Origin of the sequence: Paraburkholderia sp. BL9I2N2, assembly GCF_004339745.1 — a bacterium.
Lineage (GTDB): Bacteria > Pseudomonadota > Gammaproteobacteria > Burkholderiales > Burkholderiaceae > Paraburkholderia.
In genome coordinates, this window is sequence record NZ_SMGP01000006.1 from 369636 (window position 1) to 384537 (window position 14902).

General features: G+C 62.0%; 6 protein-coding genes. 5 read left to right on the forward strand and 1 reads right to left on the reverse strand.

Going from position 1 to position 14902, the window contains the following annotated elements; translation table 11 throughout:
• From B0G74_RS45285 to B0G74_RS45300, 3 genes are all read left to right on the forward strand, one after another.
• A complete protein-coding gene (locus B0G74_RS45285) occupies positions 1 to 2421 on the forward strand; it encodes a heavy metal translocating P-type ATPase (protein ID WP_132384382.1) in 2421 nt (806 codons plus the stop codon).
• A 48-nt stretch (positions 2422 to 2469) separates the two neighbouring features.
• Entirely contained in the window at positions 2470 to 4029 is a 1560-nt protein-coding gene (locus B0G74_RS45290; RefSeq protein WP_243658632.1) for a multicopper oxidase domain-containing protein, read from the forward strand.
• Positions 4030 to 4418: 389 nt separating this feature from the next.
• Entirely contained in the window at positions 4419 to 5801 is a 1383-nt protein-coding gene (locus B0G74_RS45300) for an IS4 family transposase (protein ID WP_132384383.1), read from the forward strand.
• Between the two features lie 385 nt (positions 5802 to 6186).
• Here the strand turns inward: B0G74_RS45300 and B0G74_RS45305 are convergent, their stop codons facing one another.
• Positions 6187 to 7347, reverse strand: coding sequence for an IS30 family transposase (locus B0G74_RS45305; protein WP_132384384.1), 1161 nt, complete (start codon positions 7345 to 7347; stop codon positions 6187 to 6189).
• A gap of 656 nt (positions 7348 to 8003) precedes the next feature.
• Between B0G74_RS45305 and B0G74_RS45310 the strand changes: the two genes are divergently transcribed.
• Together B0G74_RS45310 and B0G74_RS45315 are read left to right on the forward strand one after the other, a co-directional pair.
• Positions 8004 to 13529 (forward strand): AAA family ATPase, encoded by a 5526-nt coding sequence (locus tag B0G74_RS45310; RefSeq protein ID WP_132384385.1) that lies wholly within the window; start codon positions 8004 to 8006, stop codon positions 13527 to 13529.
• 286 nt (positions 13530 to 13815) lie between these two features.
• The gene (locus B0G74_RS45315) at positions 13816 to 14607 is read left to right on the forward strand and encodes a site-specific integrase (protein WP_243658633.1); all 792 of its coding nucleotides are present in this window, start codon (positions 13816 to 13818) and stop codon (positions 14605 to 14607) included.
• Positions 14608 to 14902 lie beyond the last annotated feature (295 nt).

Sequence of the window (14902 nt, forward strand, 5' to 3'; positions counted from 1 at the left end):
ATGGCTACCGAACTTCTGAATATCAACCGCGCGGCGGCGGGTGCTACCACCACCTTCGAAGTGCCCATTGAGGGCATGACGTGCGCGTCGTGCGTCGCGCGCGTGGAAAAAGCGATTGCGCGCGTGCCGGGCGTGACGCGTACCTCCGTGAATCTTGCGACCGAGAAAGCGTCTATCGAAGCCGACTCTCTGCAGGCGCAAGCTGCCGTAGCGGACGCAGTTCGTTCGGCCGGCTATGAGGTGCCGGAACAGGAGGTGGTGCTGAGCATCAACGGCATGACCTGTGCATCGTGCGTCGCGCGCGTTGAGAAGGCACTGAACAAGGTCGCCGGCGTGTCGTCGGTCAGCGTGAATCTGGCGACGGAACAGGCAACGATAAAGGCCGTTGCTGGTGTCCCGCTGGATTTGCTCGTGGGTGCGGTACAGAAGGCAGGGTACGACGCGACGATTCCGGCAACGGACGTTGAGCAGCTGCCGAAGCGAGACTTTGCGGCGTTCAGGGTCGCCGGTGCGGCCATCTTTAGCGCGCCACTCGTCGTCCCGATGGTAGCGCAGTGGTTGGGCGGGCACGTCATGCTCCCCATCTGGCTTTCGTTTGCGCTGGCGACCGTCGTGCAATTTGGGTTCGGCCTGCGTTTCTACAAATCGGCCTACAGAGCCGTGCTCGCGAAGACGGGCAACATGGATCTGCTGGTCGCTCTCGGTACGTCGGCCTCGTATGGTCTGAGCGTCTATGAGGTCATCGCTCATCCGGGCGATATGGGCCATCTGTATTTCGAAGCGTCGGCTTTTGTCATCACGCTGGTGCTGTTCGGGAAATGGCTCGAGGCCAAGGCAAAGCGCCAGACTACGGAAGCTATCCGCGCCTTGAACGCGCTTCGGCCTGACAAAGCGCGTGTGCGCATCGACGGCACTGAACAGGAGGTGCCTCTTGCGGCCGTGCGCGTCGGCGCGCAGGTGGTCGTCCGCCCGGGTGAGCGAGTGCCGGTGGACGGCAGGATAGTAGAAGGCGCAAGTTCCGTGGACGAGTCACTCATCACGGGTGAGAGTTTGCCGGTGGCGATGCAACCGGGCGATAAAGTGACTGGCGGGTCCATCAACGTCGACGGACTGCTCGTCGTCGAGACGTCAGCCGTCGGGTCCGAGACGACGCTCTCCCGAATCATCCGGCTGGTCGAGTCCGCCCAGGCTGAGAAAGCGCCTATTCAGCGAGTGGTCGACAAGGTCAGCGCCGTATTTGTGCCAACAATTTTGGGAATTGCGCTCTTGACGCTCGTTGGCTGGATGCTCTACTCAGGTAACGTCGAAACCGCCATTCTCAATGCAGTGGCCGTACTTGTCATTGCGTGTCCGTGCGCATTGGGACTGGCGACGCCGACCGCCATCATGGCGGGAACGGGCGTCGCTGCGCGCCATGGCATTCTCATCAAAGATGCCGAAGCCCTCGAGGTCGCGCATCGAATCAATACTGTCGCGTTCGACAAGACCGGCACGCTGACCGTCGGCAAGCCGACGCTCGTCGAATTTCGTACCTTTGACGTGGCACGCAATGAAGCGCTCGCTGTCGCGGCGGCCATCCAGCACGGCAGCGAGCATCCGTTGGCACACGCGGTGACGCAAGCGGCACAGGCGGACGGGATAGTCGCTCCGCAGGCGAGTGATGTGCGAGCCATAGCCGGGCGTGGAGTTCAGGGGGGCGTTGATGGCCGGCTCTACGCTATTGCGAATGCCCGCTTCCTGCAGGAGGCGCAAATCAATGTGCCCGAGGAAGTTCTCGCTCAGGGCGACTCCGCACAGGCTGAAGGACGGACCGTTTCGTGGCTTGTCGAGTTGGGCAATGCGCGCAAAGTTGTGGCGCTGCTCGCATTTGGCGACACCGTCAAGGACACGGCGGCGACCGCCATCGACCACATGCGTGCCATGAAAATACGCACGGTTCTGCTGACCGGCGACAACCAGGGTGCGGCACGTGCTGTAGCCGACAAGCTTGGAATTGAGGACGTGCGCGCCGAGGTGCTGCCTGAGGACAAAGCTCGCGTCGTATCTGACCTGCGCGCGTCCGGTGGAACGGTCGGCATGGTTGGCGACGGCATCAACGACGCGCCCGCGCTTGCGGCGGCCGATGTTGGCATTGCCATGGCGACCGGGACCGACGTAGCGATGCACGCCGCCGGCATTACTCTGATGCGGGGTGACCCCGCACTCATCGCGGACGCCATCGACATCTCGCGCCGCACCTACCGCAAGATTCAGCAGAACCTGTTCTGGGCGTTCATCTATAACGTGGTTGGCGTACCGCTGGCGGCGCTGGGCCTGCTCAGTCCAGTAGTGGCAGGCGCGGCGATGGCGTTCAGTAGTGTCAGCGTTGTGAGCAACGCGCTGATGTTGCGGCTGTGGTCGCCGGACAAGAAGCGTCGGTAACAGCCTGCTGCCAACCCGGGGAGATGGAAGATCTGGAGTCCCTTCATCATGCTTCGTAGCAACCCCTCCAGGAAATTCGAGAATAAAGGAAAAGACTTCATGTTGTTATCTCGCCGAAAATTTTTATTGACCTCTGCTGTGGCCACAACCGCGGCGCTTGCGGGATCTACCGCATGGGGCGCCAGCAATCTGTCGACAATCGGAAGCGGAAATGACGGTGGCACCGGGCGTCGTCTGCTCGTCGAGACGCGTTCGATCGAAGTCAATGGCCGTGCCGCCACCATGTTCGGGCTGCGCCAACCTGATGGCACCCGAGGCCTTTTCCTCGATCCGGATGAGCGTTTCCTGGTAGACCTGGATAACGGTCTGAGCGAACCGACCATCGTCCACTGGCACGGACAGTCGCCACCGCCCGATCAGGACGGCGTGAGCGAGTTCGGCGTACCTATGCTCCGGCCAAATGAGCGACGCTCTTATGATTTTGTTGCGCGTCCTGGCACTCACTGGATGCATTCACATAGAGGCTTTCAGACCCAGAAACTGCTGGCGGCCCCTTTGATCGTTCGCACGAGCGATGACGTGCGCGCCGACGCTCAAGAGGTGACGATGTTCCTTGAAGATTTCCTTTTCCGTGATCCGGCCGAGGTGATGGCAGCGCTGCAAACGCCTGCCCGCGCCGATCCTGCTGCCGGGGCGAGTCAGGGCAGCGGTTCGACGCCGCAAAGCATGCCCCGCCAAGCCGGAATGGCGGGGATGAACATGTCGGGCATGATCATGACCGGTCAAATGTCTAGCATGAAAATGGATCTCAACGATGTCGATTACGACGCCTATCTCGCCAACGATCGCACGCTCGACGACCCCGAGGTCATCCGGGTCGAGCGAGGCGGGAGGGTTCGCTTGCGCATTATCAACGGCGCTGCGTCCACGAATTTCCACGTCGACCTCGGATCGCTGCAAGGTACGGTCGCCGCGGTCGACGGCGACGCCGTGCAGCCGCTCACTGGTAGCCGCTTTGGTTTAGCCATGGCCCAGCGAATCGATATTCTCGTGGATCTTCCGAAGGGTGCAGGGATGTGGCCGATCCTCGCGGTCCGGGAAGGCGAGCGGCAGCAGACAGGTGTCATTCTTGCCACTGCCGGAACGAATGTACGCAAGGTTTCGGGAATGGCGGTCGAACAGACTGGAGCCGTGAATTTCGATCAGGAGCTGCGGTTGTCGGCACTGGAACCTTTGGCGGCCCGCCCCGTGGACGCGACGTTCATGCTGATGCTGACCGGGTCGATGCAGCCGTACACCTGGGGCATCAATGGGAAGGGGTGGGACAACCGCGACACGGTAAAAGTCAGGGCCGGTCAACGGGTCGCCATCACTTTTCACAACATGACCATGATGTCGCACCCGATGCACCTGCATGGTCACCACTTTCATGTCATTGCGTTCAACGGTAAGGCGTTCCAGGGTGCCTTGCGCGACACGGTGCACGTTCCGCCGATGGCAAAGGTCACTGTTGCATTTGACGCGGACAACGCAGGTCGCTGGCTAATGCATTGTCACAACGAGTATCACCAAGCGGCGGGCATGATGACCGAAGTGGCTTACGTTTAACGGCCGCCAAGAGCGCCTCACGGCGGGTTCGGTCAGGATGCGCTGACGGGCACGCCGGACCACGCGAGCGGCGGGGATACATCGGCGCCCTAGCAGGTATGCTGCGCGGGAATCTCGCCGCTCTGTCGGAAGGCTTGCAACGTTAGCGTGAGGGTCATGGTGCGCTCCTCGGCGGCACAACCGCTTGATGCGGGGCTTTTCACTTTGCGTTCGACATCAATGTTTGTGCCGGTGCAGCCAACCCATATGGTGCGAATCAAGCCACTGGGCCATCCCCTCTTCTGCTCAGGTTTACCCACATGTCTGTGAATGAAGCTGCGATTTTTTGCTTGTAAACGAGAGGGTGCGATGTTAACTTTGGCCATCCTGTTTTGCGGCGGCAATCGAGATTGGCTGACGAGAGCGATACGGACGATTGGGCAGGCACCGAGTTCGGCGAAGCGAATCTGGGCGACGCGCGTCTGTCGCGACGTCTGGTTGCATTGGCGCGCCGACTTGCCTTCAGCCCGCATGGATCGTTTCCGCAGTCGCTCAAACCTGCAGAGCTTAAAGCGGCGTACCGGTTCTTCGACAACGCACAGATCGATACCGATGGGATCATGGCGCCGCACATTGCACAAACACTGGATCGCATGAGGCAGGTGCCCATTGTGCTGGCCGTGCAGGACACGACTGAATTCAACCTGTCACATCTGCCTGCGACAGAAGGTCTGGGGTATGGGTCCGGGCGTCACGAGCGCGGCTTTATCATGCACAGCCTGCTGGCCGTGACCCCCGAGGGACTGCCGCTGGGTGTGCTGGGCATGAAGACGTGGGCGCGTGCCGAAGAAAAGTTCGGCAAGAAACCTCTCCCTAAAACGCGCCCGATCGAAGAGAAGGAAAGCATTAAATGGATTGAAGGTATCGAGCATCTTGCCGCCCTCAAGACACGTTGTGCCGAGCCACGGATTATCTGTGTGGGAGATCGTGAGAGCGACCTGTACGAGTTGTTTACGGCTGAACGCCCTGATGGCGTCGACTGGCTGGTTCGTGCTGCCCGCAACCGGCGCGTCATGCATCCCGACAAGTATCTTTGGGATACAGTGCTGGCTACTGCACCTGTAGGCCACACCGAGCTTCTGGTTCCAGCCAGAGGCAACATGGCGCAGCGTACCGCGCGACTGACCCTGCGTTGCACGGCGGTAAGATTGCGACCACCGAGCAGGCGCAAAAGCCAAAACCGTCTGCAGCAAACTGATGTATTTGCGATTCACGCTTTCGAAGAGGTACCGCCGGAAGGCACGCAAGCGCTGGAATGGTTGCTGCTAAGTTCGGTGCCCACGACCACGTTTGATGAGATCCTTGAACGGCTCGCCTGGTATGCGCGACGCTGGACGATCGAGACATGGCATCGCGTCCTGAAGAGCGGCTGCCAGATTGAGGCCCGGCAGTTCGGCAATCTCGATCGCTTTGTACGCGCGACGGCCCTGTTTGCCGTCATCGCCTGGCGCATTCTGTACGCGACCCTGCTCGCACGAGCCGACGCAGACCTGTCGTGCGAAGTATTGCTGCAACCGGTCGAATGGCAGGCACTGTTCAGCCACACGCATGGCACCACGAAACCGCCGAAGCAAATTCCATCGCTGGGACAGGTTGTCCTATGGATCGCCATGCTCGGCGGTCATCTGAATCGCAAGCATGACCACCCTCCGGGACCAACCGTCATGTGGCGCGGTCTCCTGATATTGCATGAGATCACGAAGATGTATCACCTCTTCAGACAAAACGAATAGCATGACCAACCAATTTTGTGGGTAAACCTGAGCCTCTTCTGGGTGATCGCGCCTGTACCGTTGCGCCACCATGAACCCGGCGACCGACAAGACCGCCAAGCCGACAACGAAGTAGATCATAGACTGGGTCATGGCAGCTCATAGACTGGGTCATGGCAGCCTCCTTATTGGGTCGCGACCATGCTTGTATTCAAGGTCAGCGCTTACCGAAGTGGCGTGCCACGAGCGCACGCATCCGCGGATCGAACGACAGCTTGCCGGGGCGGAGACGACGTTCGAATGACCGCGTGACCGCATCGGCGACTGACCGGAATTGGCCCGAGTACGGTCTGATGCTGAACCAACAGTTCGGATCGGCTGCATCCGGCAGAAGTCGACGGCGGATTCAACCGGTCGATGCAACGATTTGGTTAAATCGTTCAGCCGGGGTGTCGAAGTCTAGTGTTTTTCGGGGACGTTCGTTGAGCCGCCTTGCTACGGCATCCAGTCTGGCCTGCGAGTAGACGGAGAGATCGGTACCCTTAGGAAAATATTGCCTCAGAAGCCCATTTGTGTTTTCGTTCGAACCGCGTTGCCAAGGGTGTTGAGGATCGCAGAAATAGACCTCAATGTCTGTAGCGACGGTAAAGCGGTTGTGGTCGGCCATTTCCGAGCCCCTATCCCAGGTCAGCGATTTATATAGTTCCCTGGGTAACTTGCTGACGTGTCGTATCAGAGCGTCAACCACAGCCTCAGAATTCTTGCTGGCTACTTTCACCAGCATCACGAATCGACTTTGACGTTCGACGAGAGTCGCAATCTGGCTGGTAGCATTGCCATAAATCAAGTCACCTTCCCAGTGCCCGGGTATTGCCCGATCCTCCGCCGTAGCGGGACGTTCACTGATCGACACGGCGTCGCGAATGTTCGTGCGGTCCTCGGTTTTCAGTGTGTGATGACGGGATCGGCGCATGGTTCGGGAGCGTCGCAAGTGCTCGAGCAATTCCTTTTTCAGGGCGCCACGAGCTTGAATATAGAGGCTCCGATAGATTGTCTCGTGCGACACCAGATAGTCCTTGTTGACCGCGTACGCATGTCTGAGCCAACCAGCAATCTGCTCAGGGGACCACTGCAGCTTCAGCTTCGCAGCGACAACTCGTGCCAGCGTCCGGTTTTGCACCAATTTGCAGACCTTCGGCCGACGTGCCCGCTCCCAGGCAATCGCGTCCGCCTGGCTTGCCCGATAGCCTTGGCTGCCCCCGTTGCGTTGCAACTCGCGACTTATAGTGGAAGGAGCGCGTCCCAGCCTGGCCGCTATCGACCGGATCGATAATCCCGACACCAGAGAACGGGAAATCTCCTCGCGCTCTGCCAGCGTCAATGCCTGTGGCGCGCGGTGCCTTTGCGGCGGCTGGATTCCGCCGGTCTCCGATAGTATCCGCTGAATCGAAGAATGGCCTCGATCGAACAGTTTGGCAATCTGATGAATCGTGTCGCCCTTGCGCCATCGGTCCCACATCAGCGCTTTCTGAGTCTCGGAGTAATGAATTCTCGGTCGCTGTTTCATTTGCAACACCTCCGCTGCTCACGCAGATTCTAGGTGTTGCATCGACCGGTTGAATCCGCCACCCACTTCTGCCGTTGGACGCCTCATCATGTAGACCGCACCTTCCGAGGCGCAACGGTCATCCGTGCCTCCGCGGCTGCCGGTACGCTCTCGGCCTTTACCTACGGTCGCGGCTCGCAAAGATCGTGTCTCACGGCTTTGTCCGGTGGCGTTTGCGAGCCGGAAAGTTGTCGAGAGATGGGCCACGCTGACTGCACCCGCATGAAGTCTGATGAAGGGGCGGAGGGTCACGAACCAAGAGCGCCTCTGCAGCGAACCTCCGCGGCACGGTTCGGGTTGGCCTTGGCCACAGCGCCGAAGCCGCGTCGGTGGCGCGCCAGGCCCCACCCATTCGACGGCACAGTCCGTAGCGTGCAGGTCCTCACCGCGGCCCTCCGACCCAATCCCGATGGCGCCGCGGTCGCCGAAGTGTATCCTGACGAGACGCTTGCGGCTGTAGAACGTTGCAGTCCATAGCGATGCCGTCGCGCGACTTGCTTTTCGAGCGCACCCGGGCCCGTTAGGCGAACGGATGTTAATGTCCTCTTAACTCAATAATAGGCAGCAGTCTGACGGCAGAGTGCGACAGATAAACGCCTACGTATGGTTCCGGCGCGATGCGTAACAGCTTTCAAATCTTGTGGGACGATGGCGAGCGCGTCTTCTGTCGAGGGCGGCGCCCGGGCACCGGCGGCGGCGTCGGCGACAACGTCCTGATTGCGTGGGCCGCCGCTGAACATCCGCCACCCGCCAGCCTCGATCGCCTCGCGCACGAATTCGGGCTGAAGGACGAACTCGATGGCGCATGGGCAGTACGGCCGCTGGAGCTGGTGCGCGAAGACGGCCGGACCCTGCTGGTGCTCGAGGATCCGGGCGGTAAGCCGCTCGCGCAGTTGCTCGGCGCGCCCATGGAGATGGGAAGTTTTTTGCGCCTGGCCGTCGGCATCGCCACGGCGCTGGGCAAGCTCCACCAGCGCGGCCTCGTCCACAAGGACCTCAAGTCCGCCCATATCCTCGTGAACTGCGCGGACGGACAGGCGCGGCTCACCGGCTTCGGCATCGCCTCGCGGCTGCCGCGCGAGCGACAGGCGCCCGAGCCGCCCGAGACCATCGCCGGCACGCTCGCCTACATGGCGCCCGAGCAGACCGGCCGGATGAACCGCTCGATCGACCCCCGCAGCGACCTCTATGCGCTTGGCGTCACGCTCTATCAGATGCTCACCGGCACGCTGCCGTTTACGGCCACCGACCCCATGGAATGGGTGCACTGCCATATCGCCCGAAAGCCGGTGCCGCCTGGCGAGCGGTTGGAGACGGTGCCTGCTGCGGTCTCCCAGCTCGTCATGAAGCTGCTCGCCAAGACGGCCGAGGAGCGCTACCAGACCGCGGCCGGCCTTGAGCGGGATCTGCGACGCTGCCTCGCCAGTTGGGAGCGCGATGGCCAGGTCGATGACTTCCCGCTGGGCGAACACGACACGCCCGACCGGCTGCGGATTCCCGAGAAACTGTACGGGCGGGAGCGCGAGGTCGATACCCTGGTTGCCGCGTTCGACCGGATCGTCAAGAGTGGCGCGCCGGAACTGGTGCTGGTCTCCGGCTATTCCGGCATCGGCAAGTCTTCCGTCGTCAATGAACTGCACAAGGTGCTGGTGCCACCGAGGGGGCTCTTCGCCTCCGGCAAGTTCGACCAGTACAAGCGCGACATTCCCTATTCGACGCTGGTGCAGGCTTTTCAAAGCCTGGTGCGGCCGCTGCTCGGCAAGCGCGACACCGAGCTGGCGAGCTGGCGTGATGCCCTTCTGGAAGCGCTGGAGCCGAATGCGCGGCTCATGACTGACCTCATCCCCGAACTGAAGCTCATTATCGGGGAGCCGCCGCCGGTCCCGGAGCTTGAGCCGCAGCAGGCGCACAGCCGTTTCCAGCTCGTATTCCGCCGATTCATCGGCGTCTTTGCCCGAGCCGAACATCCGCTGGCGCTCTTTCTCGACGATCTTCAATGGCTGGACGCGGCCACGCTCGATCTGCTGGAGGATCTGCTGACCCGGTCGGACCTGCAGCATCTCATGCTGATCGGCGCCTATCGCGACAACGAGGTCGATGCCGCTCATCCGTTGACCCGCAAGCTCGATGCAATCCGCCAGGTCGGAGCGCGGCTGCAGGAGATCCGCCTGGCAACGCTCGCCCGAGAGGACCTCGGGCAGTTGACCGCCGATGCGCTGCGCTGCGATCCGCCCCACGTGGCGCCACTGGCGCAGCTGGTGCATGAGAAGACCGCCGGCAACCCGTTCTTCGTGATTCAGTTTCTCTACGCGCTCGCCGAAGAGGGCTTGCTCCGCTTCGATCACGACGCGGCCTGCTGGGTCTGGGAGCTCGATCGCATTCACGCCAAGGGTTACACCGACAATGTCGTCGACCTCATGGTTGGCAAGGTGACCCGCTTGCCGGCCGACACGCAGGAGGCGTTGCAGCAGCTCGCCTGCCTCGGCAACGTTGCCGCAACCGCGATGCTTTCGATCGTGCTCGGGGTCTCGGAGGCGCAGGTCCACGCGGCGCTGTGGGAGGCGCTTCGTCAGGAACTCGTTGAGCGGCTGGAGGGGGGCTCCTACAAGTTTGTTCACGACCGGATTCAGGAAGCCGCCTATTCACTAATCCCGATAGCCTCACGCGCCGAGGCCCATCTGCGGATCGGGCGGCTGCTCGCCGCGCAGACGCCCCCGGAAAAGCGGGAGGAGGCGATTTTCGAGATCGTGGGGCAGCTCAACCGCGGCGCGCCCTTGATCACTTCACGCGAAGAGCGGGTGCAACTGGCCGAGTTCAACCTGCTCGCGGGCCAGCGCGCCAAGGGATCCACGGCCTATGCCTCGGCACTCACCTATCTCAATGCTGGTACTGCACTGTTGGCGCAGGATGGCTGGGAGCGCCGGCATGAGCTGATCTTCGCGCTGGAACTGAACCGGGCCGAATGCGAATTCTTGACCGGCCAGTTATTGGTTGCAGAGGCGCGATTGGCGGCGCTGTCCAATCGCGTCACGACAACGGTCGAACAAGCCAGCGTCGCGTGCTTCCAAATGGATGTCTGCACGACCCTCGATCCGAGCAGCCGCGCGGTCGCTGTGGGTCTCGACTACCTCCGGCATGTCGGTATCGAGTGGTCACCGCATCCGAAAGACGAGGAGGTGCGACGCGAATACGAGCGCATCGGGTCACGGCTTGCGGGTCGGACCATCGAGGAACTCATCGATTTGCCGCTGATGGACGATGCGGCAACGCTTGCGACCGTCGAGGTTCTGACCAAGCTCTTGGCGCCGGCAGTGTTTACGGATGCGAATTTGGCTTCCGTGACGATCTGCAAGGCGATCAGTCTCAGCATCGAGCGCGGCAACTGCGATGCTTCTTGTGTCGCGTATGTCTGGCTCGCCAGGCTCGCCGGACCGCGTTTTGGCGACTACCAGGCCGGATTCCGGTTCGGCCAGCTCGGCTACGAGCTCGTCGAACGACGCGGGCTCAGACGCTTCGAGGCGAGCACCTATTGTTCCTTTGCGGTTTTCGTCGTGAGCTGGATGAAACACGTGCGGGCCAGCCGTGATCTGCTGTGCCGCGCGGTCGACGCGGCGAATCGGATCGGAGACCTCACGTATGGAGCTTACACGCGCTGCAATCTCAACTCGGACCTGCTCTTCGCCGGGGAGCCGCTGCCGGAGGTACAAGGCGAAGCCGAACACGGCCTCGCGTACGCCGAGAAGGCGCGGTTCGGCCTGGCCATTGACTTCATCAACCCGCAACTCGCGCTGATTCGGATGCTCCGCGGCTTTACGCCGCAATTCGGTTGCTTTGACGACGGGCAGTTCGATGAGTTGCGCACCGAAGCCCATTTCTCCAGCAACCCGGCCCTGGCAATGGCTGCGTGTTGGTACTGGATCCGGAAATTGCAGGCGCGCTATATGGCCGGGGACTATGCGGCGGCAATGGACGCCGCATCGAAGGCGCAACCGCTGCTTTGGACTTCATCCGCGTTCTTTGAGGAAGCCGAATATCACTTTTACGGCGCGCTGGCCCGAGCCGCGTACTGCGACTGCGGCGACGTCGCACCAGCCGGCGAGCGGCTGCAACACATAGTGGCTTTGGCTGAGCATCACAAGCAGCTGCAGGTCTGGGCGGAGAATTGCCCGGAGAACTTCGAAAACCGCGCCGCGTTGGTCGGTGCCGAGATCGCCCGCCTGGAGGACCGCGATGGTGACGCGATGCGCCTCTACGAGCAGGCCATCCACTCGGCGCAGGCAAACGGCTTCGCCCACAACGAGGCGCTCGCTAACGAGCTCGCGTCCCGCTTCTACGCGGCGCGCGGTCTTGAGAAGATAGCCCATGTGTATTTGCAGGACGCCCGCTACGGCTACCTGCGTTGCGGCGCCGACGGCAAGGTCCGGCAACTCGAGGAGAGGTATCCGCACCTTCGGACGGAAGAGTCCGCGGTCGGCCCGACGAGCACGATTGCGACGCCGCTCGAGCACCTCGACCTCGCCACCGTAATCAAGGTGTCGCAGGCCGTCTCGGGCGACATCGTCCTGGAAAAGCTGATCGATATGGTCATGCGCACGGCAATCGAACAGGCCGGCGCCGAGCGCGGTCTGTTGATTCTGCCAGACGGCGCCGAACACCGGATAGCAGCGCAAGCGTCGACCGGCGGCGACACGACCCAGGTGCAGCTGCGCGATGTGCTGGTGAGTGCGGCGGCGCTGCCGGAATCGGTCCTCTACCATGTCCTGCGCACCCGGGAGAGCGTCATTCTCGACGATGCCGCGGCCGTGCCTCCGTTTGCCACGGATCCTTATATCCGTCAGCATCGTGCCCGTTCAATTCTCTGCCTGCCCCTGATGAATCAGGCCAGGCTCACCGGTGCGCTCTACCTCGAAAACAATCTGACTACCCGCGTGTTCAGCCCGGCCCGGATCGCCGTGCTGAGGCTGGTGGCCTCGCAGGCTGCGATCGCGCTGGAAAATGCACACCTGTACCGAGACCTCGCGGAACGCGAAGCGAAGATCCGGCGCCTTGTCGACGCCAACATCATCGGGATCATCGTCTGGAATGCCGGTGGTGACATTCTCGAGGCCAATGACGCATTTCTGCGCGTGGTGGGATACGAGCGCGCGGATCTCGTCTCGGGTCGCGTACGCTGGACGGATCTCACGCCGCCGGAATGGCGTGAAGTCGACGAACGAGCCCTGGCAGAGACCGGGGAAACGGGGCGCGGACAGGCCTACGAGAAGGAGTTCACCAGGAAGGACGGCAGCCGTGTGCCCGTCCTGGTTGGTGGGGCCACATTCAAAGCAAGTGGCAAGGAAGGTGTCGCTTTCGTGCTCGATCTGACCGAGCGCAAGCGGGCGGAGGAAGAAGCCCGCGAGAGCGAGCGACGCTACCGGGAGGTGCAAACGGAGTTGGCGCATGCGAGCCGTGTTGCCACCATGGGGCAGCTTACGGCCTCGATCGCCCATGAAGTGAAACAGCCGATCGCCGCCGCAGTCAGCAATGCCGATGCCGGTCTGCGGTGGCTGAACACGCAGCGGCCAGATCTCGACGAGGCCAGGCAGGCGTTCGCTCGTATCGTGGCGAACGGCAAGCGAGCGGGCGAGGTCATCGGTCGGATTCGGGCGCTGATCGAGAAAGCGCCACCGCGGATGGAAAGGGTGGACATCAACGTGGCGATCCACGAGGTGATCGAGCTCACGCGTGGCGAAGCCATGAAGAGCGGCGTCTCGGTTCAGACGCAACTCGCGGACGGCTTGCCGTTCATCGAAGGAGACCGTGTCGAACTGCAACAGGTCCTGCTCAACCTGGTCATCAACGCGATCGAGGCCATGAGTGGCATGCGCGATGGCCGGCGGGAAATGCTCGTCAGCACGTCCGAAGCCGACAATGGCAGCGTGCTTGTGGCGGTGCGCGATTCGGGGCCGGGCTTTGCCCCGGACAGCGCCGAACGCGTGTTCGCCCCGTTCTATACAACGAAGCCGACTGGTTTGGGGATGGGGCTGTCGATCTGCCGTTCGATCATCGAGGCACACGGCGGCCGATTGTGGGCGAGCGCCAACGTGCCGCTCGGCGCTGTCTTTCAGTTCACGGTGCCGGCTTATCCAGAACTTTCATCGTGATTGCACGCAGCGCGAGCACTTTTCTGGCGGTTGCAGTCCGCGAGTCGCCTGAGGCCGGCGATGCGGCAGCTAGGGTCGATCGGCCAGCGTCCGCTGTCTGGCTCGAAGCCGACGTTGCAATGTCCGCCGCGGCGCGCCTATGAGTGTCGCAAGATGGCCGAAGGACTAAACCGCTCGCGCGGTAGGGGTTACGGTCAGACGCCGGTGGTCAGGGAGAGGCCGGCATCGCGGTTCCGTATGTTGGCGAATGAGGCAATCCGCCTCGTTCTCCAGCAGGAGCCGAATCATGACCTCCTCACAGTCAAACGTCAGTCCGCTGCGCCAGCGCATGACCGACGACATGCGCATGCGCCAGCTTGCCCCCAAGACGCAGGACATCTATCTGCACATCGTGCGTGAGTTCGCCCGGTTTCTCGGGCGCTCACCTGACACGGCCACCGTCGAGGACCTGCGGCGCTACCAGCTCTATCTGGTCGACCACGGCACATCGGCCGTGTCGCTGAACCATGCGATCACCGGCCTGAAGTTCTTCTTCACAGTCACGCTCGACCGGCCCGAACTGATGGTCAGGATGCAACCCGTGCGCGTGCCCCGCGTATTACCCGTCGTGCTCAGCCCCGATGAAGTGCGGCGGCTCATCGAGGCCGCCGGCAACCTGAAGCACCAGACCGCGCTGTCGGTCGCGTACGGCGCGGGGCTACGCGCCAGCGAAGTGGTAGCGCTAAAGGTCACCGACGTTGACAGCGAACGCATGACACTGCGTATCGAGCAGGGCAAGGGCCGCCGTGACCGCTACGCCATGCTCTCGCCGGTGCTGCTTGAGCGTCTGCGTGTGTGGTGGCGCGTGGCCCGTACGCAGGGCAGGATGCTCGATGGTGGGTGGTTGTTTCCCGGGCTCGATCCGCTCGATCCATTAAGCACGCGACAGTTGAACCGTGCCATTCATGCCGCCGCCGAGGCTGCGAACATCGACAAGCGAGTGTCCATGCACACGCTGCGCCACTATGTGCCGTTCCGGACTATGTCGGGTAATCCAGAGATAGCGTGGATTTCACGGGCGATTCAAGCGTTCGGCTAGAGATAGCCTTGACTCCTTCCAGCCGCGCCCCAGCGTCGGGGAAGGAGTTCATCGTGAAGTACGTCGTCCATGACCAGGCCGTTCTCTCGCGACCGCCTGAAGGGCCGCTTGCGGCCTATATCGCATCGTTTGCGAGATCGCTCAGTGAGCAGGGATACAGCGCAGGATCACTAAAGCAGCAAGTACGGATCGCAGCAGGGTTTAGCCGTTGGCTTGAACAGACGGGTGTCGGAGTGCGCAGCATCTGCGCTGACCACGCGATACGGTATTTGCGATATCGCGCTCGACATGTTCG

What these genes read in the sequence shown, in the direction of transcription:
- B0G74_RS45285 (WP_132384382.1), top strand. Translation starts at nt 1, where the DNA reads ATGGCTACCGAACTTCTGAATATCAACCGCGCGGCGGCGGGTGCTACC.
- B0G74_RS45315 (WP_243658633.1), top strand. Translation starts at nt 13,816, where the DNA reads ATGACCTCCTCACAGTCAAACGTCAGTCCGCTGCGCCAGCGCATGACC.
- B0G74_RS45305 (WP_132384384.1), bottom strand. Translation starts at nt 7,347, where the DNA reads ATGAAACAGCGACCGAGAATTCATTACTCCGAGACTCAGAAAGCGCTG.
- B0G74_RS45290 (WP_243658632.1), top strand. Translation starts at nt 2,470, where the DNA reads ATGCTTCGTAGCAACCCCTCCAGGAAATTCGAGAATAAAGGAAAAGAC.
- B0G74_RS45310 (WP_132384385.1), top strand. Translation starts at nt 8,004, where the DNA reads ATGCGTAACAGCTTTCAAATCTTGTGGGACGATGGCGAGCGCGTCTTC.